23 protein-coding genes are annotated in these 22970 nt (G+C 38.6%); 15 read left to right on the forward strand and 8 right to left on the reverse strand.

Annotation, left to right across the window (positions count from 1 at the left end):
• Positions 1-78: 78 nt before the first annotated feature.
• The 3 genes from LZP85_RS05405 (at position 79) to LZP85_RS05415 (ending at position 3168) form a co-directional block, all read left to right on the forward strand.
• Entirely contained in the window at positions 79-1404 is a 1326-nt protein-coding gene (locus LZP85_RS05405; RefSeq protein ID WP_119542985.1) for a dihydrolipoamide acetyltransferase family protein, read from the forward strand.
• A gap of 3 nt (positions 1405-1407) precedes the next feature.
• Complete coding sequence (gene lpdA / locus LZP85_RS05410; protein ID WP_025909125.1) at positions 1408-2820, forward strand: dihydrolipoyl dehydrogenase; 1413 nt, start codon at positions 1408-1410, stop codon at positions 2818-2820.
• A gap of 105 nt (positions 2821-2925) precedes the next feature.
• Complete coding sequence (locus tag LZP85_RS05415; protein ID WP_025909124.1) at positions 2926-3168, forward strand: hypothetical protein; 243 nt, start codon at positions 2926-2928, stop codon at positions 3166-3168.
• Positions 3169-3247: 79 nt separating this feature from the next.
• Here the strand turns inward: LZP85_RS05415 and LZP85_RS05420 are convergent, their stop codons facing one another.
• Entirely contained in the window at positions 3248-4771 is a 1524-nt protein-coding gene (locus LZP85_RS05420) for a glycine betaine uptake BCCT transporter (RefSeq protein WP_061784971.1), read from the reverse strand.
• 170 nt (positions 4772-4941) lie between these two features.
• Here LZP85_RS05420 and LZP85_RS05425 point away from each other — a divergent pair, with 170 nt between their 5' ends.
• Together LZP85_RS05425 and LZP85_RS05430 are read left to right on the forward strand one after the other, a co-directional pair.
• A complete protein-coding gene (locus LZP85_RS05425; RefSeq protein WP_061784970.1) occupies positions 4942-5958 on the forward strand; it encodes a M23 family metallopeptidase in 1017 nt (338 codons plus the stop codon).
• Positions 5959-6341: 383 nt separating this feature from the next.
• Positions 6342-6467: a GapA-binding peptide SR1P gene (locus tag LZP85_RS05430; protein WP_076513032.1), complete on the forward strand. Its 126-nt coding sequence runs from the start codon at positions 6342-6344 to the stop codon at positions 6465-6467.
• 38 nt (positions 6468-6505) lie between these two features.
• On the opposite strand, the gene LZP85_RS05435 is transcribed toward LZP85_RS05430, so the two are convergent.
• Positions 6506-7981, reverse strand: a complete 1476-nt coding sequence (locus LZP85_RS05435; protein WP_119542987.1) for an aminotransferase class I/II-fold pyridoxal phosphate-dependent enzyme — start codon at positions 7979-7981, stop codon at positions 6506-6508.
• Positions 7982-8369: 388 nt separating this feature from the next.
• Between LZP85_RS05435 and LZP85_RS05440 the strand changes: the two genes are divergently transcribed.
• A complete protein-coding gene (locus LZP85_RS05440; RefSeq protein WP_061786692.1) occupies positions 8370-8645 on the forward strand; it encodes a UPF0223 family protein in 276 nt (91 codons plus the stop codon).
• Between the two features lie 119 nt (positions 8646-8764).
• Here the strand turns inward: LZP85_RS05440 and LZP85_RS05445 are convergent, their stop codons facing one another.
• Positions 8765-9397, reverse strand: a complete 633-nt coding sequence (locus LZP85_RS05445; RefSeq protein ID WP_119542988.1) for a YktB family protein — start codon at positions 9395-9397, stop codon at positions 8765-8767.
• Between the two features lie 263 nt (positions 9398-9660).
• Here LZP85_RS05445 and LZP85_RS05450 point away from each other — a divergent pair, with 263 nt between their 5' ends.
• Both LZP85_RS05450 and LZP85_RS05455 read left to right on the forward strand, forming a co-directional pair.
• Positions 9661-9846, forward strand: a complete 186-nt coding sequence (locus tag LZP85_RS05450; protein ID WP_025909118.1) for a hypothetical protein — start codon at positions 9661-9663, stop codon at positions 9844-9846.
• A 161-nt stretch (positions 9847-10007) separates the two neighbouring features.
• Positions 10008-10811: an inositol monophosphatase family protein gene (locus LZP85_RS05455; protein ID WP_206782747.1), complete on the forward strand. Its 804-nt coding sequence runs from the start codon at positions 10008-10010 to the stop codon at positions 10809-10811.
• A 66-nt stretch (positions 10812-10877) separates the two neighbouring features.
• Here LZP85_RS05455 and LZP85_RS05460 read toward each other — a convergent pair whose 3' ends face one another.
• Positions 10878-11063: a YlaF family protein gene (locus tag LZP85_RS05460; RefSeq protein WP_025909116.1), complete on the reverse strand. Its 186-nt coding sequence runs from the start codon at positions 11061-11063 to the stop codon at positions 10878-10880.
• A 113-nt stretch (positions 11064-11176) separates the two neighbouring features.
• Between LZP85_RS05460 and typA the strand changes: the two genes are divergently transcribed.
• Together typA and LZP85_RS05470 are read left to right on the forward strand one after the other, a co-directional pair.
• A complete protein-coding gene (typA, locus tag LZP85_RS05465) occupies positions 11177-13015 on the forward strand; it encodes a translational GTPase TypA (RefSeq protein ID WP_119542990.1) in 1839 nt (612 codons plus the stop codon).
• A 161-nt stretch (positions 13016-13176) separates the two neighbouring features.
• On the forward strand, positions 13177-13494 hold the full coding sequence (locus LZP85_RS05470; RefSeq protein ID WP_025909114.1) for a YlaH-like family protein: 318 nt from the start codon (positions 13177-13179) through the stop codon (positions 13492-13494).
• A 19-nt stretch (positions 13495-13513) separates the two neighbouring features.
• Here the strand turns inward: LZP85_RS05470 and LZP85_RS05475 are convergent, their stop codons facing one another.
• Both LZP85_RS05475 and LZP85_RS05480 read right to left on the reverse strand, forming a co-directional pair.
• Positions 13514-13945 (reverse strand): hypothetical protein, encoded by a 432-nt coding sequence (locus LZP85_RS05475; RefSeq protein ID WP_119542991.1) that lies wholly within the window; start codon positions 13943-13945, stop codon positions 13514-13516.
• A gap of 2 nt (positions 13946-13947) precedes the next feature.
• Positions 13948-14148 carry a YlaI family protein gene (locus tag LZP85_RS05480; RefSeq protein ID WP_025909112.1) on the reverse strand — a complete coding sequence of 67 codons (201 nt, stop codon included), beginning with the start codon at positions 14146-14148 and terminating at the stop codon, positions 13948-13950.
• A gap of 184 nt (positions 14149-14332) precedes the next feature.
• Here LZP85_RS05480 and LZP85_RS05485 point away from each other — a divergent pair, with 184 nt between their 5' ends.
• The gene (locus LZP85_RS05485) at positions 14333-14788 is read left to right on the forward strand and encodes a PNPOx family protein (protein ID WP_061785703.1); all 456 of its coding nucleotides are present in this window, start codon (positions 14333-14335) and stop codon (positions 14786-14788) included.
• A gap of 23 nt (positions 14789-14811) precedes the next feature.
• On the opposite strand, the gene LZP85_RS05490 is transcribed toward LZP85_RS05485, so the two are convergent.
• Entirely contained in the window at positions 14812-15411 is a 600-nt protein-coding gene (locus tag LZP85_RS05490) for a YhcN/YlaJ family sporulation lipoprotein (RefSeq protein WP_119542992.1), read from the reverse strand.
• Between the two features lie 217 nt (positions 15412-15628).
• Between LZP85_RS05490 and LZP85_RS05495 the strand changes: the two genes are divergently transcribed.
• A complete protein-coding gene (locus LZP85_RS05495) occupies positions 15629-16957 on the forward strand; it encodes a PhoH family protein (protein WP_025909109.1) in 1329 nt (442 codons plus the stop codon).
• A 47-nt stretch (positions 16958-17004) separates the two neighbouring features.
• Here LZP85_RS05495 and LZP85_RS05500 read toward each other — a convergent pair whose 3' ends face one another.
• Positions 17005-17502 carry a hypothetical protein gene (locus LZP85_RS05500; RefSeq protein ID WP_076513288.1) on the reverse strand — a complete coding sequence of 166 codons (498 nt, stop codon included), beginning with the start codon at positions 17500-17502 and terminating at the stop codon, positions 17005-17007.
• Between the two features lie 274 nt (positions 17503-17776).
• Here LZP85_RS05500 and LZP85_RS05505 point away from each other — a divergent pair, with 274 nt between their 5' ends.
• From LZP85_RS05505 to pyc, 3 genes are all read left to right on the forward strand, one after another.
• Complete coding sequence (locus LZP85_RS05505; protein ID WP_373688708.1) at positions 17777-18043, forward strand: Fpa/YlaN family protein; 267 nt, start codon at positions 17777-17779, stop codon at positions 18041-18043.
• Positions 18044-18191: 148 nt separating this feature from the next.
• Positions 18192-19382 (forward strand): FtsW/RodA/SpoVE family cell cycle protein, encoded by a 1191-nt coding sequence (locus LZP85_RS05510; protein WP_025909106.1) that lies wholly within the window; start codon positions 18192-18194, stop codon positions 19380-19382.
• 135 nt (positions 19383-19517) lie between these two features.
• Positions 19518-22967: a pyruvate carboxylase gene (gene pyc, locus LZP85_RS05515; RefSeq protein ID WP_374700374.1), complete on the forward strand. Its 3450-nt coding sequence runs from the start codon at positions 19518-19520 to the stop codon at positions 22965-22967.
• The last annotated feature ends 3 nt before the right edge of the window (positions 22968-22970 follow it).

A 22970-nucleotide genomic window follows, 5' to 3' on the forward strand; every position in this document is an offset into this window, starting at 1 on the left:
CATTTTGCTGATTTCTATTGTAAATAAGGTATAAAAACCAACTAAACATATTGCAACTAACTAGGAGGTTGAAGACACGTGGCATTTGAATTTAAACTGCCGGATATCGGTGAAGGTATCCACGAAGGTGAAATCGTAAAATGGTTCGTAAAAGCTGGAGATGAAATCGATGAGGATGATGTACTTGCCGAAGTACAAAACGACAAAGCTGTTGTTGAAATCCCATCTCCTGTAAAAGGTAAAGTATTAGAAGTTAAGGTTGACGAAGGTACAGTAGCAACTGTAGGTCAAGTTATCGTAACTTTTGATGCTCCTGGTTACGAAGATCTAAAATTCAAAGGCGACGATCATGACGATGCGCCAAAACAAGAAGAAGCTCCAAAAGAAGAAGAGCAAGTTCAAGCAACAGCTGAAGCTGGACAAGACGTAGAAAAAGCAGCAGCTAGCGCGCAACCACAAGCTGAAGTAGATCCAAACCGCAAAGTTATTGCTATGCCTTCAGTTCGTAAATATGCTCGTGAAAAAGGCGTAGACATTAAAGCAGTTCCAGGATCAGCTAAAAACGGCCGTATCGTAAAAGAAGACATCGATAGCTTCTTATCTGGTAGTTCAACTGCAGCAGCTTCAACAGCAACTGAAGAGGCTCCAGCGGCAACTGAGGCAGCACCAAAAGCTACAGCTACAGCAATTCCAGAAGGTGACTTACCAGAAACTCGTGAGAAAATGAGCGGTATTCGTCGTGCAATTGCAAAAGCAATGGTTAACTCTAAGCAAACAGCTCCTCACGTAACATTAATGGACGAAATTGATGTTACAGCACTTGTTGCACACCGTAAGAAGTTCAAATCAGTAGCAGCTGACCAAGGTATTAAATTAACATTCTTACCTTATGTTGTTAAAGCATTAACTTCTGCACTTAAGAAGTTCCCAGCTCTTAACACATCTATTGATGATTCTACTGATGAAGTAATCCAAAAACACTACTACAACATCGGTATCGCGGCTGATACTGAAAAAGGTCTTTTAGTACCTGTAGTGAAAAATGCTGACCGCAAGTCTGTATTTGAGATTTCTGACCAAATTAATGACCTTGCTGGAAAAGCACGTGAAGGTAAATTAGCTCCTGCTGAAATGAAAGGCGCTTCTTGTACAATCACAAACATCGGTTCTGCTGGTGGACAATGGTTCACTCCAGTAATTAACCACCCAGAAGTTGCAATTCTAGGTATCGGACGCATTGCTGAAAAACCAGTTGTACGTGACGGTGAAATTGTAATTGCTCCAGTATTAGCATTATCTCTAAGCTTTGACCACCGTATCATTGATGGTGCAACAGCTCAAAACGCTCTTAACCAAATCAAGCGTTTATTAAATGATCCAGAATTATTATTAATGGAGGCGTAATAAATGGTAGTAGGAGATTTCCCAATCGAAACTGATACTCTTGTCATTGGTGCTGGCCCTGGTGGTTACGTTGCAGCAATTCGTGCAGCTCAACTAGGACAAAAAGTAACAATCGTTGAAAAAGGTAACCTTGGTGGTGTGTGCTTAAACGTTGGTTGTATTCCTTCAAAAGCATTAATCGCAGCAGGTCACCGTTTTGAAGAAGCAAAACACTCAGAAGATATGGGTATTTTTGCTGAAAATGTAACTGTTGACTTCACAAAAGTTCAAGAGTTCAAAAACGGCGTAGTAAACAAACTTACTGGCGGTGTTGAAGGTTTACTTAAAGGTAACAAAGTAGATATCGTAAAAGGTGAAGCTTACTTCGTGGATAGCGAAACTGTACGTGTAATGGATGAAAATTCTGCACAAACGTACAAGTTCAAAAACGCAATTCTTGCAACTGGTTCTCGTCCAATCGAGATTCCAGGATTCAAATTCTCTGAGCGCGTAATCAACTCTACAGGTGCATTAGCGCTTAAAGAAGTTCCTAAAAAATTAGTTGTAATCGGTGGAGGTTACATCGGTACTGAGCTTGGTACTGCTTATGCTAACTTCGGAACTGAAGTAACATTTGTTGAAGCAGCTGATGAAATCTTAGCTGGTTTCGAAAAACAAATGAGCTCTCTTGTAAAACGTAACCTTAAGAAAAAAGGAAACGTTGAAATCTTCACTAAAGCTATGGCTAAAGGTGTAGAAGAAACTGCTGATGGCGTTAAAGTAACGTTTGAAGTTGGTGGAGAAGCAAAAACAGTTGAAGCTGATTACGTATTAGTAACAGTTGGTCGTCGTCCAAACACTGACGAGCTTGGTCTTGAGCAAGTTGGCGTAAAAATGACTGACCGCGGTGTAATCGAAACTGACAAACAATGCCGTACATCTGTAAGCAACATCTATGCAATCGGTGATATCGTTTCTGGACCACCACTTGCACACAAAGCTTCTTACGAAGGTAAAATTGCTGCTGAAGCAATCGCTGGTGAACCAGCTGAAATTGATTACTTAGGAATTCCAGCTGTTGTATTCTCTGAGCCTGAGCTTGCGAGCGTAGGTTACACAGAAGCACAAGCGAAAGAAGAAGGTTTAGCAATTCAAGCTTCTAAATTCCCATTCGCAGCTAACGGACGTGCACTTGCACTTAACGCTGCAGAAGGATTCTTAAAGCTAATCACTCGTAAAGAAGATGGCGTTGTAATCGGTGCTCAAATTGCTGGTCCAAGTGCATCTGACATGATCGCTGAACTTGGTCTTGCAATCGAGAGCGGTATGACTGCTGAAGATATTGCATTAACAATTCACGCTCACCCAACATTAGGTGAGATTACAATGGAAGCAGCTGAAGTAGCAATCGGAAGCCCAATTCACATTGTAAAATAATAGATGAAAAAGCTCGTGCCTCCGGCATGAGCTTTTTTGTTGTAAAACGTGGTCAAGCTGCATATAAGTGATGTAAGTGCGCGTTATAAAAGTGAGGAATGAGCGATGGTTAAACCTTTTTTGTACAGCTTGCAGCTTATGATTTGGAGCGGCTATGCGACAGTTGAGCTTTTATCAAAACGTGATGAATTAACAGCAAAAATTATTCTTTTCTTTGTATTTGCCTATTTAGCATATGGAATTGCTAAAATGAATGTACACTCGAAGAAAAAAGCGTTCTTTGTGACGTGTAGCTCGCTCTTTGTTTTTTTTCTAGGCTACACCGTCATTTTTTTATTTATTAGATGATAATAAAAGGATTATTTCGTTTAATGTGAAATTATAACATAGTAAAAGAAGCATTCCGAAAACGGGAATGCTTCTTTTCTTAAATTTTTTTAGGATGTACATCTGCTTTTTTTAATTCTTCTCTAAACGATTTGATGAGTGAGAAGACCGTGAGTACCAGTACGATTGAAAACGGCAATGCTGCAATAATGGCGGCTGTCTGAAGCGCATCTAATCCACCAGTCCAAAGCAGGATAACCGCAGTTAAAGTTTGAATCATACCCCAAATAAACTTCACAGAATTTGACGGGTTTAAGTCACCATTCGTCGTTTGCATGCCGAGAACAAATGTTGCAGAGTCGGCTGATGTAATAAAGAAGGTAGCAATCAAGCAAATAGCGATAATTGACATAACCGTTCCTAATGGAAATTGTTCTAATACATAAAACAGAGCTACTTCTGAGCCTCGCTCGTTAATGACATCCATAACTGGTATGTTTTTAAAGAAGTCTAAATGAATGGCTGATCCACCGAATACAGAAAACCATAGGCCACCAAATATTGTTGGGACGGCTAACACACCAATTAAAAACTCTCGAATCGTACGTCCGCGAGAAATGCGAGCTATAAAAGTTCCAACAAATGGAGCCCAAGCAATCCACCAAGCCCAGTAGAAAATCGTCCAGTCCTGAACCCACGTGTTGTTATCAAACGGACTTAATCGGAAACTCATAGATGGTAAATACTGAATGTAAGACCCGATTGTTGTGACGAATAAGTCCATTATAAAGTTTGTAGGACCCGCAAATAGTAAGAAAAGCATTAAAAGAATAGCTAATAGGATATTAATGTTACTTAAATATTTAATTCCTTTATTAAGACCCGTTTGAGCGGATAACATAAATAGTACCGTAACAATAATAATGACGATTAGCTGTGTAGTAAAGTTGTTATCAATGGCTGGAGATAAATAAGCCATTCCACCTGTAATCTGAATGGCTCCTAACCCAAGTGATGTGGCTACGCCAAACACAGTTGCAAACACGGAGATAACGTTAATAAGAGTACCTAACCCTCCGTCTACGCGCTTACCTAAAAGAGGACGTAAAATATTGCTAATTACAAAAGGATATCCCTTACGAAATTGAAAGTACGCAAGTGCCAAAGCAAGCACTGAATAAATAGCCCAAGGATGTAATCCCCAATGAAAAAAAGAATATCGCATTGCTGCTCGAGCGGCTTCTGCTGTATTTCCATCTCCAGAAGGTGGGGTATGAAAATGGTTAATAGGTTCAGAAGCGCCCCAGAATACTAAACCGATCCCCATCCCTGCACTAAACAGCATGGCAAACCAGGATATATAACTATATTGAGGTTCATCCTCTGTCTTACCTAATTTGATATTTCCATACCGTGAAAAAATTAAAAATAGTGTAAAGCCTAAAAATAGGGTAGCAGCTAATAGGTAATACCAACCGAATTTTTCAATAATAAATTGATGAATAGCACTGGTAACAGGCGTTAAAGCGGCATTTCCTAGCGTGCTTTCTGGAATGACTCCCCAAATAATAAACAAAGCCGCAATAATCACAGAAAACAGAAACACTGGCGTCAGCTTTTTCAATTAGCTCGCACTCCTTTCGTGAAAAAACCTCTTATGTACAGTTTCTCTTTTAACCTTTTTTACTATACATGAAACCATTTTTACACTTTCTTCGTGCAGTACGATTCATCTTTCGTTTAAGACAATGTCAAAGAGGACAAAATGACGTAATAATAGAAAGGGGAGTCCGTATGAAAAAAAGAGTGTGGCTTACGGTAGTTGTTTTAATGGCATGTACCGCTTTTTTATTTATGAAGTTAAGCACGGAAGAAAAAGCAGGATATGTATACAGGGAAGGAAAGGCCTATTTAGATATGACGATTCAATCGGCGGCTTATGATTCTACATACAGCCCGGTCGACCGTCAGCTTCAGCTTGTTGTCGCGGATAACGTTTATATGTTTATTGAAAATGTTCCCGTCGTCCAAATTAATAATGAACTTTTTCCACTCGCTGAACAAGATTTTTTCATTCAAAACAATCGAGCGTTTATATCAGCATCGTTCTTAGAAAAACAAGAACCTAGCTACGTTAAACTTAAAGCAGCGTATGCTATTTTAAAGTCATCTCAATCAAGCGAAGAAGCAGCTCAAGCAGTTAGTACTAAGCAGTTTACAAGAGAAGAAGTGATGCAGTATATGAGTGGGTTAACACCACCACTAGAAAACGCTAAAGCTGATACGTTTCCATCTCATTTGCCAGGAGCTGATCGTACATATCGCCATGGTTTCCATGAAGGGTTAGACTGGTATACATACTCAGCGGGCGTAGTTGTCAATAAAGAAACTGAAGTGTATGGAATGGGAAAAGGCAAAGTGGTACGAGTGGATCATAATTATAAGCCGTATGAATCCGTGGAGCAACGAAACAAAGATTTAGCATATTGTAAAGAGGTTCAAAAGACTCCTGCTTATATCCTGGATAAGCTACGTGGTAGACAAGTATGGATTCAGTATGACAATGGCATGCAGGCGCGATTTGCTCATCTAGATCAAGTCGATGAAGAGTTAAACGTGGGTGATACTATTACAAAAGATACGCTAATCGGCTACGTTGGAAATTCTGGTACAAGCGGAGAGGTGCAAAAAGATAATACAGAATTACATTTGCATGTAGACTTGTTGATTAACGGTACCCTGTTTTGGAAAGGGTTATCACAAGAAGACGTTAAAGATGTATTAATTAGCCAACTGAATAATAACGAATAGCTCATCCTATAAGAGATTGAGACATAAGTAGTTCAGCCCCTACTATACCTGAACAATTGAGAGTTCACAACTTTTAATCGTTCAGGCTTTTTTTTGATTGGGAAAAACCAGTTTGGAAACAGGGTGGAATGGAGCGTAGCGCAATGGAACAAATGTGTTCAGACAAACTAAAGAGATGGGAACAGCTATTGTTCGTCTTTTAGAAGCAATCATTTTGTTATATCCCAAACTCTTTTTTTACGTTTGAATGTCGAAAAAAGGCGGTCGAAAAATTAAATGTGACATACTAATTTAGTATTGACAGAATAAATGTTACATACTATTATAATATCAAGAAGAATAAAACGCTTTCAAAAATCTTTGAAACCAAAGGGGAGTTACACATGGGAACTATTGTATGTCAAACTTGCAACTGCACAATTGAACATTTTGAAGATGAGAAAGTGACGCGGCTATATTCAAAATGTAAAGAGGGAGAATGTCAAGCAGTCCATGAAGATTTAGACTAATAAATAGAAAAAGGTGCGCATTATAGCGCACCTTTTTGTTATTGAATTGCTTTATGTTCTTTAATTACACGTAATGTTTTTAACTCAAAATCTTCCGGTCCTTGAACGGGTAGACCAGCTTCTAGGTTTGTTTGAATATAACTCAGATTCTCTTCCGTAATAATTTCTCCAGGAATAAAGATTGGAATTCCCGGTGGGTATACCATTACAAACTCAGCGATAATTCGGCCAGCTGATTCATGAAATGGCACAACTTCGGTTTCAGCATAAAAAGCATCGCGAGGAGTAACTGCTAAGACTGGAATATCAGGTAGTAAAATAGCTGGTTTTGTTGCTTTTTCAGCTAAGTGATGAACTTCTCTTGACAGCTGCTGTAAAGCGGTAAGTAAGCAATCGATGTCTTCCTTACTGTCTCCTGGTGTTACAATACATAAAACATTATATAAATCAGACATTTCCACTTCAATATTGTACGTCTCGCGCAGCCACTTCTCCACGTCATATCCTGTAATACCAAGGTCTGATACGGAAATAATAAGCTTTGTAGGATCTAGGTCGTACGTTGCTTTTGTCCCTAAAATCTCTCGACCAATACAGTGAATATGCTCAATCTTGTTAAGCTCTGTACGAGCATATTCAGCCAATGCAATAGCTTGATTAGCTAATTTTTCGCCTTCTGTGGCTAATCGCTTACGAGCTACGTCCAAAGAAGCTAGTAGCACATACGATGTAGATGTTGTTGTTAACATACTTAGGATTGCTTGAACACGCTGTGGCGATACAAGCCCTTCGCGAACGTTTAAAATAGAGCTTTGAGTCATTGATCCCCCAAGCTTATGAACACTTGTAGCGGCCATGTCTGCGCCTGCTTGCATAGCTGATAGCGGTAATTCATCGTGAAAATGAATATGAACACCATGAGCCTCATCAACCAAAACAGGTACCCTATAAGAGTGAGCAACTTCAACAATTTTACGTAAGTCACCTGAAATTCCAAAGTAGGTTGGATTAATAACGAGTACCGCTTTTGCATCAGGATGCTGAGCTAGCGCTTTTTCAACTGCATCAGTCGTAATTCCATGAGAAATACCGAGGTTTTCATCGATTTCAGGATGAATGAAAACAGGCGTAGCTCCAGAAAAGACAACGGCGCTCATAACGGATTTATGAACGTTTCTAGGAACGATGATTTTATCTCCAGGCCCACAAGTTGTCATGACCATTGCCATAATAGCCCCGCTTGTTCCTTGGACAGAAAAGAAAGTATGATCTGCTCCGAACGCTTCAGCAGCTAAGTCCTGAGCTTCTTTAATAATACCTTTTGGCTGATGTAAATCGTCAAGTGGTCCAATGTTAATCAAATCAATTGAAAGTGCGTTTTCGCCAATAAAATCTTTAAATTCAGGGTCCATGCCATTTCCTTTTTTATGACCAGGAATATGAAACTGAGTGGGATTTTTTTTTGCATGTTCCACTAACCCTGTGAATAATGGAGTTGAGAATTGAGAAGTCAACTTTGCTAAACACCTCTTTAATAAAAATAATGAGCGGAGCCAGCTTTTGTACGAAGGTCTCCCGTGCGCTATATTGCTATAACTAAGAATCAGTGAAGATTCATTCTCCACTGATTAAATGTGCATGACATGTAAACTGTTTTATAAAAATAAAAACAATAAGAAGAAATGTAATTTCATACAGTTTCTTCGTTATGTATTCAATAAAACAAATGAATTATAGCACTTATTAATATGTTTGCAAAGGGATTTTTTAAACATATTCGCATTATAAGAAATCAATCTAAACTTACGCGTAGCGATAAAGTTTTGTGAAGCTGAATTCGTATGATAAAGTATTACTTGAAAGTCTTAGGACAAATACATAAAAAGTGAGCGGAGGAGTTAGATGGAATATCAATATCCTATCTCCCTTGATTGGAGTACAGAAGAAATCATTGATGTGGTTAAATTTTTTGAAAGCATTGAAAAAGCTTATGAAAAAGGAATTGAGCGCGAACAGCTAATGGGTATCTATCGTCGTTTTAAAGAAATTGTTCCAAGCAAAGCAGAAGAAAAAACAATTTGCAATGACTTTGAAGATCAAAGTGGGTATTCATCCTATCGAACAATTCAACAAGCAAAAGCTGGCGAATCTGGTGACATTATTCGCATGAAAAAGTAAAGAAAATTCTTTAACATGTTTTCCGAACCAACAAAAAATATCTGGACTATCAAAAGTAGTTAACTTTTGATAGTCCGGATATATTAGTGGCTGAAATATTTATCTCTTAGCATCTTTTTTTACGCGTGCGCTTTTTTACTAAGTTCATATAAAGGAGCTAATGTCTTAAATGTATCATCAATTAAATCAATCCATTGTTGGCCAGTCATCTTAACTGCTTCTTCTTTTGATACATTAATTCCGCATAAAATCTCTGCTTTTTTAACATGTTCTAATCGTTCAAATAATCCCTTAAGTTCTGTGGTAGATAAGGAACTCATTTTTTCGACAGCAGGTTTTGTATGGTCTTTTGACCAAACGAATGGTTGAGGAATTTGCTCTTTAATGTGGTCTATCTGGTCGGCTAGTATTTTGCCATACGCTGATTTAATCGGTGCTTCATAAATAACCGCAAACCAAACGAAAACGTGAGTGCCCCAAAGACCAATTTGGAAGTGAGGTAACATCTTATAGCCACGCTTGTTAGTAGCAAATGCTACCCATGTATCTTTTGGTGGATTTACCGTTCTACGCGCATGTTTTGCTACATGGACAAAGATTTCATCGCCCACTAATGAGGAAAGTGTAGGAGCAAAGTGCGTGCTTAACTCTTCGAATTTAGGACGAATTTGTGTTTTTATTGCTTCCATTCGTTCATCTAAACCATCTATTGTAAATACGTTAAAATCAGCTTCTGAAAATCCTTCAAACAAATTCAATACCTCCAATATCCAATAATAGATAATTCATCTCATATTTCGTAGTGATTTTACCATAGAAAGGGCATAATCACCAATTTATTCGCATATGCTTGTCAAAAACACGTCTATCATTTTTTTATAGGTAATCACACAATTTAGTTACATGAAATTGAGCTTCAACATAGACTATTCTAACCAAATAAAATTCTGAAAATTTAGTTTTATTGAAGCCGTTTTGAGGACCATTCATTATTATTGAGAGGGGTGTTTCATCAATGAAACAAGTGGTGAATATGTATAAGAAGAATGATGGGCAAAAGAGACTTGGAGTTATTCGATTAGAGCTTGATTACGAATTAGCTACGCTGTATGAAGCAATGGTTGAAAATAACGAAGAGAAAAAGAATCAGTGCAAGCAAAAGTTAGAGAAGCTTCGCCAAGAAATGATCTCCTTGCAATAAAGATAGCTGATGCTGGAATGAGAGTAGAAAAAACTGGTGAATATAAGAGTAAAGGGAATGGAGAGAAGCGTAAATACTTCTCTCCTTTGTTCTGTGAATTGACATCTTGCAGTCGTTTTTTTAAGCTTAATACAGGACTTTCAAAGAAGGGGGAACACTAAATGAGGGATTTTTGGAATCAGGTTGATACATATGCAAAGCAATGGATTAAAGAAGCAGGTGATCGAATTAAAGCTTCTTTTAGTAGAGAGCTCATGATTGAAACAAAATCAAACCCTAACGATTTAGTAACCAATATGGATAAAGATATTGAACAGTTCTTTATTTCAAAGATTAAAGAAGTATTTCCAGGCCACCGGATTTTAGGTGAAGAAGGGTATGGCGAAAAAATTGAAACATCTGAAGGTGTTATTTGGGTAATTGATCCAATTGATGGAACAATGAACTTTGTTCATCAACAGCGAAATTTTGCTATTTCCGTAGGTATTTTTGAAAATGGAGTTGGACAAGCTGGATTCATATATGATGTTGTACATGATGAGCTGTACCATGCTAGAAAAGGGAAGGGAGCATATATTAATGACCAACAGCTGCCACCTTTAAAGCAAGTTAGCATTGAAGAGTCTATTGTCAGCTTAAACGCAACGTGGGTAACGGAAAATAGAAGAATTGATCCATCGGTGCTTTCACCTCTAGTAACGCGTGTGAGAGGAACAAGGTCATATGGGTCCGCAGCCATTGAGCTTGCATATGTTGCAGCAGGAAGGTTAGATGCTTATATTACGATGCGCTTAGCACCGTGGGACTTTGCAGCAGGGAAAGTTTTAATTGAAGAGCTTGGAGGCGTCGTAACAGACTTAGAAGGGAAGCCTTTAGATATTTTAGACAGAAGCAGCGTATTCGTTGCAAAGCCAGGTTTACACGAAGAAATTTTGTCTACGTATCTTTCTAAGTATAAAGGCTGAAAAAAGACACCCTTAGAATCAAATTATTCCAAGGGTGTTTCGTTTTTGTGCTATTTCAGAAAAAAATTATAGCTGATTTTTTTCTCTCATTTTCTTTTTTGTTGTGAATCCGAAGCCCATAATTGCAACGAGGGCAACGATGGATCCAATAACACCGGTAGCGCTTCCTTCCCCGATAAATATACCAATTGCCATAATTGAAAAAGTTGCTAGCATTGCATATAAAACAAATACCCACTTAATGTTTTTCATGTTGATTCCTCCCAAATTTATTCAATAAGTATAGTGTACAACAAAATCATTCAGCAATTCTAGATTTAGTGTGATATAATAGCTTAGTTATTACAAGCATAGGAGTGAAATGCGTGAACATTCGTAAAGATTTACGTAATATTGCCATTATTGCCCATGTAGACCATGGGAAAACAACGTTAGTAGATAAATTATTACATCAGTCCGGAACTTTCCGTACAAACGAGCACGTGGAAGAGCGTGCGATGGACTCAAATGACCTAGAGCGTGAGCGTGGAATTACAATTTTAGCTAAAAATACAGCTATTAATTATAAAGATACGCGTATCAATATCATGGATACGCCAGGACATGCCGACTTCGGTGGAGAAGTTGAACGTATTATGAAAATGGTAGATGGTGTTCTACTTGTTGTTGACGCATATGAAGGTTGTATGCCTCAAACACGTTTTGTATTAAAGAAAGCTTTAGAACAAAAGTTAACACCAATCGTTGTTGTAAACAAAATTGACCGTGACTTTGCTCGTCCAACTGAAGTTGTTGATGAAGTAATTGACTTATTTATTGAGTTAGGTGCAACAGAAGAGCAAATTGAATTCCCGGTTGTATACGCATCAGCAATCAACGGAACTGCAAGCGTAGATCCTGAGAAGCAAGATGACAACATGGAAGCATTATTTGATTCTATTGTTGAGCACATTCCAGCACCAATTGACAACAGTGAAGAGCCGCTTCAATTCCAAGTAGCAATGCTTGACTATAACGATTACGTTGGTCGTATTGGAGTAGGACGCGTGTTTCGCGGAACAATGAAAGTAGGACAGCAAGTTGCTTTAATGAAGCTTGACGGTTCAGTTAAGCAATTCCGCGTAACGAAGATGTTCGGTTTCTTAGGGCTAAAGCGTGTAGAAATCGAAGAAGCAAAAGCAGGAGACCTAATTGCCGTATCAGGAATGGAAGACATTAACGTGGGTGAAACGGTTTGTCCGTCAGAACACCAAGAAGCACTTCCTGTATTACGTATCGATGAGCCAACATTACAAATGACGTTCCTAGTAAACAATTCACCATTTGCAGGACGTGAAGGTAAGTTTGTTACATCTCGTAAAATTGAAGAGCGCTTAATGTCTGAACTTGAAACAGACGTAAGTCTTCGTGTTGAAAACACTGATTCTCCTGACGTATGGGTTGTATCAGGACGCGGTGAGCTTCACTTATCTATCTTAATTGAAAATATGCGTCGTGAAGGCTATGAAATTCAGGTGTCAAAACCAGAAGTAATCGTACGTGAAATTGACGGTGTACGCTGTGAGCCTGTAGAGCGCGTTCAAATTGACGTGCCAGAAGAGCATACTGGTTCTATTATGGAATCTATGGGTGCTCGTAAAGGTGAAATGGTTGATATGATCAACAATGGAAACGGTCAAGTTCGCCTTATTTTCATGGTGCCGGCTCGTGGATTAATTGGATATACAACAGAGTTCTTATCATTAACTCGTGGTTTTGGTATCATCAACCACTCATTTGATAGCTATCAGCCAATGCAAGCTGGTCAAGTAGGCGGACGTCGTCAAGGTGTGCTTGTATCAATGGAGACAGGAAAATCATCGACTTACGGAATCCAAGGTGTAGAAGACCGCGGTACAATCTTCTTAGAGCCTGGTACGGAAGTGTATGAAGGAATGATCGTTGGTGAGCATACGCGTGAAAATGATCTTGTTGTTAACATTTGTAAAATGAAACAAATGACAAACATGCGTTCAGCTAACAAAGACCAAACAACAGGTATGAAAAAGCCGCGTATCATGTCTCTAGAACAATCTCTTGAATACTTAAACGATGATGAGTATTGCGAAATTACGCCAGAATCGATTCGTTTACGTAAAAAGATTCTAGATAAAAACGAGCGTGAAAAAATCGCGAAAAAGAAAAAATATGCTGATATGAAATAAGCAGTAAAGAAGTTGCTAAAGCGCTATGCTCTAGCAACTTTTTTGTTTTTTATAGAGGTAAAAGGAAGCTCATTGTCGAATATTGTATATGTTGATAAGTAAAAAGAAGCCTACTTCATAAGAGAGAAGTCAGTGGGATTACATAAAGGAGGAAACATAGGGTGAACGTAGAAGATCGTCTGTCTTTTTTTGCAGCTCTATATCGTGTTGATAAAAACTCGGATGTCGGAATGTGGATGCTTTATCTTACAATTTTATTGCTGTCAATTGTTGTATATAAGCTGGGGTTTGCGAAAAAATTGCCGCTTTTAAAATCCATTATTATTTATCTGTTCCTAGGGTTCGGCTGTACTGTGCTTACGTTTTTAGGTATCTTTTTGCCGGTAGCAGAAGGGTTAGTTGTGGCAGCGCTTATTTTAATTATTTATAAGATTAGGCTGTATCAATCCAAAAAAGAAGATTCAACGATAAATATGTAAAAGCCGCTAAGGACAAATCTTAGCGGCTTTTATAAATGAAGCTACCTATCCATAAAGACAGGGCAAAAAGAATATGTCCCGCCGTCCAATAGAAGAAAGCTCCCATGTCATCGATACGCGGGGTAGCTTTAATGGCTAAAGCTGTAAGAGGGAAATATAAAGGAATGGTAGGTAAAGTTAAGAGAAAGGCTATAACAAGCATGCTACCTGACGATAAGTGACGAAATCGATTTTGTATCCACATAAAAACAATCCCTATAATGACTGCAATGACTAGGTGAAACACAAACTCCACCCATTCAGGCCATTTGATGTCTCCTATAATGGGAATAAAATCGACGTTTAATAAGAGTGTATAAACCTTTTTAGACATCAGCTGCTCCAGCCATTTTAAGACCAAACCTAGCACAGTGCCACTTATTACTCCTATAACCATTCCTTTATAAATCATGCTTACCAGTCCTCCTCCGTCTGCTTGGATTGATATAGCTTAAAGTTTCCGGTAGCAATTCGTTCTTTTGTACGCTCTTCAATACGTTCTGAGCATTCATTGCACATATATGTATGTATAGGACGATTACGAAGTCTTTTTGCTACAAGCGTTTCATCCTCAATTGATTCAATTTTATCACATAGGACACATTTTACTCTCATCTATCTCACCTCGTTTTCTCTATACAACATTCTAGCCCAAAGTGCATTGTTTATAAAGCTGTAAAATGTATTTAGTCGTTATTTAAACAATGTAAAAGTTTTGAAAACAAGGAAAAGTAAGCAGGTAAACAGATTCTTTGTCTAGAAAACAAGTAAGTATACATAAACGGGAGGAGGGATATAAATGGCAAATGAAGTTGAATCCAGTTTAGTCGAAGCACTGTACGAAGAGCTACAAGCAGAACGTTTTGTAACAGTTTCAACCGTTGATTATGAAACAAAAGGACCAAATGTGAGTGCCATTTCATGGATTTATGCTCCAACCAATCAAATCATCCGTTTTGCTGTCGCAAGCAAGTCCCGAATGGTTAAAGACATTTCGCAGTGTAAAGATGTTGTTGTGAATTTGATTGCAAATGAATCTTGCTATGCGATTAAAGGCAGTGCAATTGTTGCCAAAGAGAGAATGGAAAACGTTCCAATTAAGCTGACGCTGATTGAAGTAAGCATAAAAGAAGTAAGAGACGTTATGTTCTATGGATCTAAAATCTCTACCAATCCAACTTATGAAAAAACATATGATCCAGTAGCTGCTTCTAAATTAGATAAACAGGTAATGAGCGCATTAAAACAAGCTTAGCGTGAACTAAGCTTGTCTATTCTTTATTCGTTCTTTTGAAGGTGATCATTTGATTGTTTTTCTTGCTTGTCTCGTAATTGTTGCTGCTGCTCATTGTTTAACTTTTCATCATTTGTTTTGGTAGGTTCTGGGTTGCGGCGAATCTCTTCCGCTACTTCTGGCATGACGCGGTTTACGATGGCAGCAAGCTCATCTAAAAAGCCTGTAACTGGTCGACCACGTCCGATTTCTCTCGCAATTTCTTTTAAGCGCGTTACGGTATCAGGATCAGCAATGACAACGGAATTTGCTCCGTATGGGTCTGCTTTTAGGCTTTCTGCTACCGTATACTTAATCGAACTTACTTCGGAGCGATCAATTTCGTTATTTACATCAATACCAACGATTGCATATTTTCCTAACACAATAGCAGTAGCATCATTTACGTTTGGAGCGCTTGTTGCTAAGCTTACAAGATGCTGAGAAATTTGCCCAGCAGAGCGTTTTGTTTCAGTTTCAGGCGTTGAGTTTTTCACCTGAACGATGCGGTCTGTTTTTTGTCCTTCTTCAATCTGGGATTGATTATTGTTACAACCTGCTATTGCAAAACAAGCTAAGCTAGCAATAAGTAATCCTTTTTTCATTGGGGAGATACCTCCTTTGGTAATGGCTCATTTTTTGTAGCAATTTGTGTTTAGTTTTCAATAGTTCTTCTATCTTTATGCATATGTTCATATATTTAAAGCAAATGGTCCGTCCATTTACTCGAACTTCACGCGTGCGGTTTACATAAGATAAAAGTGAATGGATTCCTTGTTACACTCCTTAACTGGAAACCAAATGGAGTAGGAGGCTGAATTGTTGGGAAAAATCTACGTTTTAGATACAAATGTGTTATTGCAAGATCCGCATTCAATCTTTTCATTTGATGATAATGAAGTTGTAATACCAGCTGTAGTATTAGAAGAAGTAGATTCGAAAAAGAGAAATATGGATGAGGTTGGAAGGAATGCGAGACAAGTATCAAAGCTCATTGATAACTTGCGTCAACACGGTAAATTACATGAGAAAATCCCTTTGGAAAATGGTGGACATTTACGGATCGAGCTCAATCACCGTTCGTTTCATCAATTACAAGAGATTTTTGTAGAGAAAACGAATGATAATCGTATTTTAGCGGTCGCAAAAAATTTGTCGCTCGAAGAGGAAACCAAGGAAGACGGCCGTGAAGTCATTCTTGTTAGTAAAGATGTATTGGTACGCGTGAAGGCTGATGCTATCGGTTTGAAAGCAGAGGATTTTTTAAGCGATCGTGTTGTCGAATTTAACAGTATATATACGGGATTTGTGGAAGTATATATCCCAAGAGAAGTGTTAAATCATTTTTATGAAAACGGTGAAATTCTCACTTCTCAGATCGCAAATCATCCATTTTTCCCAAATCAATTTCTCGTTATGAAAGATGCATTTGGAGGTTCAGGTTCTGCTATTGGAATCGTCGATCAGACCGCTACAAAAGTAAAAAAGCTTCTCTTTGAATATGACCATATTTGGGGAATTAAGCCGCGAAATGTTCAACAAATTATGGCGCTCGAACTGCTCTTACGAGACGATGTCCAGCTTGTCACGCTCATAGGAAAAGCTGGAACGGGTAAAACCTTATTAGCTTTAGCATCGGGCTTAATGCAAACGGAAGACTTGGGCTGCTTTAAGAAGTTGTTGGTTGCACGTCCAATTGTACCGGTAGGAAAAGACTTAGGGTTTTTACCGGGTGAAAAGCAAGAAAAGCTTCGACCATGGATGCAGCCAATTTATGATAATTTAGAATATTTATTTAACACAAAAAAACCTGGGGAACTGGATGCTATCCTAGCAGGCCTTAGTTCAATTGAGGTAGAAGCCCTTACGTATATTAGGGGAAGAAGTATACCAGAACAATTTATCATCATTGACGAAGCACAAAACTTAACAAAGCATGAGGTTAAAACCATTTTAACGCGCGTTGGTGAAAAGAGTAAAATTGTGCTGATGGGTGACCCTGCTCAAATAGATCATCCATATCTTGATGAATACAATAATGGATTAACATATGTAGTTGAAAAATTTAAAGAACAGAAAATATCAGGTCATGTAAGGCTAGTTAAAGGGGAACGTTCAGGTCTCGCACAGCTAGCTGCTGATATTTTATAAGTAGAGAAAAATGAGCGCGCAGCTTTTCCAGTCTGCGCGCTCGTTCATTATGTAATAATAATTTCTTTTAAGTACGTAAGCGGCTTGTCACGGTTAGAGCCATCGCGTTCATAAACGTGTACAGGTCCATCTTCAGTTAAAGGTTTTCCGTTTTTACTAAAGCCAAAAATAAGCGTTTTAGCCTCTTCTAATGAGTAGCTAACGGATTCATTAGCTGTTACAAGCGTAACTGCGGTTGCCTCTTCTAGAGGCTCAGCGTTCTTTAAAAAAGGAGCAAAGGAGATACCGAACGTACCGTTCAATAGCTTTTGTTTTTCGTATTTCTTTTCTGTTTTTAAAGTTGGTGGGAATACGGCACCTTCTTGGATTTCTCGATCCCAATGTTTTGAAACAGCCTTCGTATATTGTTCATTTTCATCTACGTTTTCGACCTCAGTATCAAAAAAAGTAGTTAAGTCTACTTTTCGATCATCAAAAATCCAAACTCCAGGATCTAACGTGAGGGGGTAACGCACTTTCCCATGTAGCGAAATAATTGAATTCATAAAAACGCCTCCTTGGTAAAAGTATAAGCGCTTTCTTGTAATTTGTCATCCATACTCAGGATTTTGGTAGAAGTACTAAAATAGAATGTGCTATAATAAATCTATATTAATAAAGCGAGAGTTGCGATGAATAGTACACGTAATTTGTAAGAGAATTCGTAGGTCTGATGACATGCATGTTAGTTCTTGCTTTTTTACGAGTAAAGCCTTACTATTAAAAGATAGATTAGGTAATCGCTCGGAAACGGAGGGATTGAGTTTGACGCCTGAGACAATGATAGATCATCGTGAAAAAGCTTATGCATTGTTAAAAGCTGATGCAGATAAGATTTTGCAATTAATTCAAGTTCAAATGGATAACTTAACAATGCCACAATGTCCTCTTTACGAAGAGGTTTTAGATACACAAATGTTTGGTTTATCAAGAGAAATTGATTTTGCAGTTCGTTTAAATTTAATTGATGAGCATGTCGGAAAAACATTGCTAGATCGACTTGAGCGTGAACTTTCTGCACTGCATGAAGCATTTACAAAAAAATAATACACACGGTGAAACTCAAACTATTAGATGGATAGTTTGAGTTTTTTGTTACAGCTCGTTTACATTCTTACGTGAGAAAAGCGAAAGTAGATAATGTATAGTAAAATGAGTAAAGGCATCACTTATTAACGTTTAAAGGAAGAGGTTTATGCTAAAAAAAATCTTTAAGCACTATGATTATTCTATCATTATTACCATTGCGTTGCTTTGTACAATTGGCCTTGTAATGGTATACAGCTCCAGCATGATTACGAGTATTACGCGGTATGGGCAGGATAGCGATTTTTTCTATGGTAAACAAAAAGGTTGGCTTATCATTGCTGGATTCGTATTTTTAGCAACCATTTTATTCCCGTACAAGCTATATCAAAAGCTGTTACCTATAGCTGTACTTGGTACATTTGGTCTTTTAGGGCTTGTGTTTTTAATGGGGCATACGGCAGGAGGCGCTCAAAGTTGGCTAAAGTTAGCTGGAGCAAGCTTGCAGCCCGCTGAGTTTGCAAAGTTAACGGTTATTTTATATTTAGCGCTTGTGTTAGGAAAACGTCAAGAATACATAAATGATATTAAGCGTGCTTTTATTGGGCCAATTGGGTTAACAATGGGTATCTTTATATTCGTAGCGATTCAACCAGACCTTGGGACAGGCCTCATTATTTTAATGATAGCAGTTGCAATCATGCTATGTTCGGGAATATCTCGAAAAACATTTTTTAAGCTTATTTTATTAGGGCTTGTCATGCTGACTATTATGGGAACGATTGGTGTATTAACAGGGCAAGTGACTGAAAATCGTATCGGACGTTTTACAGGAGCATCGGACCCTTTTAAATACGCACAAGGTGAAGGATATCAGCTTGTAAACTCTTACTTAGCTATCGGTTCTGGAGGGTTAAAAGGGCTTGGACTTGGTGAAAGCGTGCAGAAGTATGGCTATCTCCCAGAGTCACATACCGACTTTATTATGGCGGTTATTGCAGAAGAACTTGGATTCTTTGGCGTATTTCTCGTTTTAGGTTTACTAGGCTTTTTAATCTATCGCATTCTGACACTTGCCAAACGCTCAAAGGACCCTTTTGCTAGCCTTATTTGCATAGGTGTAGCGACCATGCTTGGAATTCAAGCGTTTATTAATCTGGGTGGCTTAACCGGTCTTATTCCGATTACCGGCGTAACGCTTCCGTTTATTAGTTACGGTGGATCATCACTGCTAAGTTTAATGATTGCCATGGGGATTGTTGTTAATATTTCGTTCTTTGTGAACTATCAAGAAAAAAGTAGCAAAAAAGCGAATAACGTTGTTTCTTATCCGAATAATGCTAATCCTGACTTATCTTAACATTCGGGTATATATATCATCTCAAAAAAGCAAAAATGAACGGTTAATTTATAACTTTCCGTTCATTTTTGCTTTTCTTTTATCCAATTTTGCTATATATTGAAGTTTATATAAAGATTGAAGGGAGAATTCGATGTGAGTCTGGTAACTAAAAAAATAAAAAAAGTACTAGTTGCAAATCGTGGAGAAATCGCAATTCGAGTATTTCGAGCTTGTACGGAGCTAAATATTCGAACGGTGGCAATTTATTCAAAAGAAGATGCAGGTTCCTATCATCGATACAAAGCAGATGAAGCGTATTTGGTTGGTGTGGGCAAAAAACCAATCGATGCATATTTAGACATCGAAGATATTATTAAAACGGCAAAGCTACATGATGTTGACGCAATACACCCTGGCTATGGTTTTTTGTCAGAAAATATCCAATTTGCGAAACGTTGTGAAGAAGAGGGCATTATTTTTATTGGGCCAAAGTCTAAGCATTTAGATATGTTTGGAGATAAAGTAAAAGCTCGTCATCAAGCAATTCAAGCCAATATCCCTGTCATTCCAGGAACGGATGGACCAATTGATTCATTAGATGAAGCAAAAGAATTTGCTGCACAGCACGGGTACCCCCTCATGATTAAAGCGGCGTTAGGTGGAGGCGGTCGTGGCATGCGCGTCGTTCGCAATGAAGCAAGCCTAGCGGAATCGTATGAACGTGCTAAGTCTGAAGCAAAAGCAGCCTTTGGAAGCGACGAGGTATATGTCGAAAAGCTTGTTGAAAACCCAAAGCATATTGAAGTTCAAATTTTAGGGGATCACAGTGGAAATGTTGTTCATTTGTATGAGCGTGATTGTTCAGTACAGCGTCGTCACCAAAAGGTAGTAGAAGTTGCACCAAGCTTGTCGCTAAGCGAAGAGCTGCGTGATCAAATTTGTGATGCTGCGGTACAGCTGATGGATAATGTAAACTACATAAATGCGGGTACTGTAGAGTTCTTAGTATCAGGTAAAGAGTTTTACTTTATTGAAGTAAACCCTCGCGTACAGGTGGAGCACACAATTACAGAAATGATTACAGGTGTTGATATCGTTCAATCTCAAATTCTAATTGCGGATGGCTATGACCTTCATAGTAATGTTGTTGCAATACCGAAGCAAGAAGAGATTATCACGCATGGTTATGCTATTCAATCTCGTGTAACAACAGAAGATCCACTAAACAACTTTATGCCAGATACGGGTAAGATTATGGCGTACCGTTCAGGCGGTGGCTTTGGCGTGCGTCTTGACACGGGCAACAGCTTCCAAGGAGCAGTCATCACGCCTTACTATGATTCTCTTCTTGTAAAAGTAACAACGTGGGCCTTAACGTTTGATCAAGCGGCGTCCAAAATGGTTCGTAACTTAAAAGAATTTCGAATTCGTGGTATTAAAACAAACATTCCGTTCCTTGAGAACGTGGTAAAGCATGAAAAGTTCTTAACGGGAGCGTATGATACGTCCTTTATTGATACTACGCCAGAGCTATTTGTATTTCCTAAGCGTAAAGACCGTGGTACTAAAATGCTAACATACATTGGAAACGTAACGGTTAATGGTTTCCCTGGGGTAGCTGAAAAGAAAAAACCAATTTTCACAAAACCTCGTGTTCCTCAGCTAGACTTATCAACGCCAGTGCCAAATGGAACGAAGCAAATTTTAGATGAACAGGGTGCTGAAGGGCTTGTTAACTGGGTAAAAGAGCGTAAAGAAGTTCTTTTAACAGACACAACATTCCGAGATGGGCATCAGTCTTTACTAGCAACGCGTGTACGTACGAACGATTTAAAACAAATTGCTAATCCAACAGCAAGACTATTACCGGATTTGTTTTCTCTTGAAATGTGGGGAGGAGCGACGTTTGATGTAGCGTATCGCTTTTTGAAAGAAGATCCTTGGGATCGTTTGTTAACGCTACGCCAAGAGGCGCCAAATGTCTTATTCCAAATGCTTCTTCGTGCATCAAACGCCGTAGGGTATAAAAACTATCCGGATAACGTAATTAAAGAATTTGTTGAGAAATCAGCATATGCTGGAATTGACGTGTTCCGAATTTTTGATAGCTTAAACTGGGTTGAGGGTATGACGTTAGCCATTGATTCCGTACGACAAACAGGTAAGATTGCCGAAGCAGCAATGTGCTATACGGGAGATATTTTAGATCCATCTCGCCGCAAATATGACTTAACGTACTACAAAAACCTTGCGAAAGAATTAGAGCAATCCGGGGCACATATTTTAGGAATCAAGGATATGGCAGGATTATTAAAGCCTCAAGCTGCTTATGACTTAGTGTCTGCATTAAAAGAAACGGTGGATATTCCAATTCATCTTCATACGCATGATACAAGCGGAAACGGCATTCTAACATATGCCAAAGCAATTGAAGCAGGCGTTGATATTGTGGACGTAGCAGTAAGCGCAATGGCAGGCTTAACGTCGCAACCAAGCGCCAATTCATTATATTATGCTTTAGAAGGGACCGAGCGTAAGCCGAAGCTGGACATTCAAAACCTTGAACAGCTATCTTACTATTGGGAAGATGTACGCAAGTACTACCAAGACTTTGAAAGTGGCATGAATGCTCCGCATACGGAAGTTTATGTTCATGAAATGCCGGGTGGTCAATATAGCAACCTTCAACAGCAGGCGAAAGCAGTTGGTCTTGGAAACCGCTGGGATGAAGTAAAAGACATGTATTCACGTGTGAATGAGTTATTTGGTGACATTGTCAAAGTAACGCCTTCTTCCAAAGTGGTAGGGGACATGGCGCTGTTTATGGTTCAAAACAATTTAACGGAAGAAACGCTATTTGAACGTGGTGAATCATTAGACTTCCCTGATTCAGTTATTGAACTATTTGAGGGCTATTTAGGTCAACCACACGGTGGATTCCCTGAAAAGCTTCAACGAATTATTTTAAAAGGTAAAAAGCCAATTACGGTGCGTCCGGGTGAGCTGTTAGAAGATGTTGATTTTAATGCTCTTAAGGAAAAGCTATTCCACGAGTTAGGACGTCAAGTTACAAGCTTTGATGCCTTGGCATATGCTTTATATCCAAAAGTATTTATGGATTATCACAAAGCGGTTGAGCAATATGGTGACATTTCGGTACTTGATACGGCTACTTTCTTATATGGAATGCGTCTTGGAGAAGAAGCTGAAATTGAGATTGAAAAAGGGAAAACGTTAATCGTTCGCCTTGTATCAATTGGAGAAGCACAAGCTGACGGTAATCGTACAATTTACTTTGAACTAAATGGTCAGCCTCGTGAAGTAGTCATTAAAGACGAAAGCGTGAAGACGACGGTTGTATCAAAGATGAAGGCAGATCTAACAAATCCAAATCAAATTGGAGCGTCTATGCCTGGAACGGTCATTCGCGTTATCGTTGAAAAAGGTGATAAAGTATCAAAAGGTGATCATCTCATGATTACAGAAGCAATGAAAATGGAAACAACGGTGCAGGCACCATTTGATGGTGTTGTGAAAAATATTCATGTAGGAAGCGGAGACGCTATTCAACCTGGAGACTTACTTGTTGAATTCGAAAGCTAAAAA

Origin of the sequence: Priestia flexa, from assembly GCF_021441905.1 — a bacterium.
GTDB lineage: Bacteria > Bacillota > Bacilli > Bacillales > Bacillaceae_H > Priestia > Priestia flexa.

Coding starts and splice junctions, on each gene's coding strand:
- lpdA (WP_025909125.1), top strand. CDS start 1,408: ATGGTAGTAGGAGATTTCCCAATCGAAACTGATACTCTTGTCATTGGT.
- LZP85_RS05415 (WP_025909124.1), top strand. CDS start 2,926: ATGGTTAAACCTTTTTTGTACAGCTTGCAGCTTATGATTTGGAGCGGC.
- LZP85_RS05425 (WP_061784970.1), top strand. CDS start 4,942: ATGAAAAAAAGAGTGTGGCTTACGGTAGTTGTTTTAATGGCATGTACC.
- LZP85_RS05430 (WP_076513032.1), top strand. CDS start 6,342: ATGGGAACTATTGTATGTCAAACTTGCAACTGCACAATTGAACATTTT.
- LZP85_RS05440 (WP_061786692.1), top strand. CDS start 8,370: ATGGAATATCAATATCCTATCTCCCTTGATTGGAGTACAGAAGAAATC.
- LZP85_RS05450 (WP_025909118.1), top strand. CDS start 9,661: ATGAAACAAGTGGTGAATATGTATAAGAAGAATGATGGGCAAAAGAGA.
- LZP85_RS05455 (WP_206782747.1), top strand. CDS start 10,008: ATGAGGGATTTTTGGAATCAGGTTGATACATATGCAAAGCAATGGATT.
- LZP85_RS05460 (WP_025909116.1), bottom strand. CDS start 11,063: ATGAAAAACATTAAGTGGGTATTTGTTTTATATGCAATGCTAGCAACT.
- LZP85_RS05475 (WP_119542991.1), bottom strand. CDS start 13,945: ATGATTTATAAAGGAATGGTTATAGGAGTAATAAGTGGCACTGTGCTA.
- LZP85_RS05480 (WP_025909112.1), bottom strand. CDS start 14,148: ATGAGAGTAAAATGTGTCCTATGTGATAAAATTGAATCAATTGAGGAT.
- LZP85_RS05485 (WP_061785703.1), top strand. CDS start 14,333: ATGGCAAATGAAGTTGAATCCAGTTTAGTCGAAGCACTGTACGAAGAG.
- LZP85_RS05490 (WP_119542992.1), bottom strand. CDS start 15,411: ATGAAAAAAGGATTACTTATTGCTAGCTTAGCTTGTTTTGCAATAGCA.
- LZP85_RS05500 (WP_076513288.1), bottom strand. CDS start 17,502: ATGAATTCAATTATTTCGCTACATGGGAAAGTGCGTTACCCCCTCACG.
- LZP85_RS05505 (WP_373688708.1), top strand. CDS start 17,777: ATGATAGATCATCGTGAAAAAGCTTATGCATTGTTAAAAGCTGATGCA.
- LZP85_RS05510 (WP_025909106.1), top strand. CDS start 18,192: ATGCTAAAAAAAATCTTTAAGCACTATGATTATTCTATCATTATTACC.